The organism is Desulfamplus magnetovallimortis (assembly GCF_900170035.1).
In the GTDB taxonomy this organism is placed as follows: domain Bacteria; phylum Desulfobacterota; class Desulfobacteria; order Desulfobacterales; family Desulfobacteraceae; genus Desulfamplus; species Desulfamplus magnetovallimortis.
In genome coordinates this window covers 32,430-33,832 of the sequence record NZ_LT828542.1, presented here as the reverse complement: position 1 = coordinate 33,832, position 1,403 = coordinate 32,430, and the positions used below count along the sequence as shown (strand labels likewise).

Below are 1,403 nucleotides of genomic sequence, written 5' to 3'. Positions count from 1 at the left end.
GCAGAAAATACAGGGAATGCTGAGCAACCTTACAGGTCAGGTTGCTGAAATGCAGCTTGCCAATGCCTTCAGAAGCAGGAAGCGATTTAAACTTTCCACCTTTTTCACCATTCCCGATGACGGGAATATCCGGGATGAAAAGAGAACAAATGAAAAAACTGACGAAAGTTCATTTAATATCAGTGAGGCTTCATTGAGTATTAATGAGACTCCATTGAGTATTAGTGAGGCTTCATTGAGTATTAGTGAGACTCCATTGAGTATTAGTGAGACTTCATTGAATATCACCGATACTCCATTAAATATTGTGGATGTTAAAACCCGTGTCATATTCCAGAGGGAAGACGGCAAAAATATGGAGCTGGATATAGTTGCAGAGTCATCCTGCGGAAGGGTTTTGGTTGTTGAAGTCAAAAAGCAGGCCGCAAAGAGTGGGCGCTCCATTGTAGAGGATTTCCATGAAAAGGTGATGGTATATCAGAGCCTTAGGCCGGATAACATTATGGTTCCTGCTTTTCTCTCCCTTGGTGGATTTACTGAAACAGCCACAGCATTGTGTAGAGAGAATAAAATTGCGATAAACGAAAACATTGTAACTTTTTAGGAATGGATTTTTAATAACTTGCCCATTTACCTCACCCCCCAGCTCTCTCTCCATGACTTGCGAGGGGGAGTTTAGGAAAGTTATTTTAGACTTATTACTTAATATGCTCAAAATTGACATCTTATTGCTTTTTCAGAAGTTATTGCAGTTGTCTGAACCAGGATAACCAGGATGGATAGGATGCTCAAGATAGATAATCCTGCCTTATCTTGTTAATCTTGGGAATCCTGATTCAGACAGTGTTGACAAGGCTTACAAGATCATAGGTGTTGACTTTTAGTAATATATTCATTCAGGAGAGTTACAATAAAAAAGGCAGATGTTATGAATTCAGACAATATTCAATATCCGCTCCAGGAAAAAATAGGCAACCCCGACCTTCTTGTTGGTCGTGAAAAAGAGTTTAAAAACTTTGGAAAATGGATTGCCAATATTCCGAAAAAGCTTTCGAAATCAAGGGTTATCCTTGCACGCAGAAAAAGTGGCAAAACCGCATTTATCCAGCGTATATTCAATAAACTATGGAGTGAAAACGGGAAGGTCATTCCATTTTACTTTGACATTTCTGAGGCAAATATATGGCTCCCCATGTTTGCCATAAAATATTTCTGTGCATTTACCTCTCAATATATCTCATTTCTGGAAAGGGAGCCCGGACTGATTCGTGACCCAATGACGCTGGAGCAGATCAGGGAATATGGAGTATCAAAAAGCATTGAACCCCTTGTGAAGAATGTTGATTCCCTGCTACAACATAAAGAACAGGGATTTCATGATTTGATGTGGGAAACTGCCTATT

2 protein-coding genes are annotated in these 1,403 nt (G+C 39.6%); both read left to right on the top strand.

Annotated elements, in window-relative coordinates; translation table 11 throughout:
• Nucleotides 1–604: hypothetical protein (locus tag MTBBW1_RS28220; protein WP_186441134.1), on the top strand; the 604-nt coding region annotated here is incomplete at its 5' end.
• Between the two features lie 324 nt (nucleotides 605–928).
• On the top strand, nucleotides 929–1,403 hold a 475-nt coding region (locus MTBBW1_RS28215), incomplete at its 3' end, for a hypothetical protein (protein WP_186441133.1).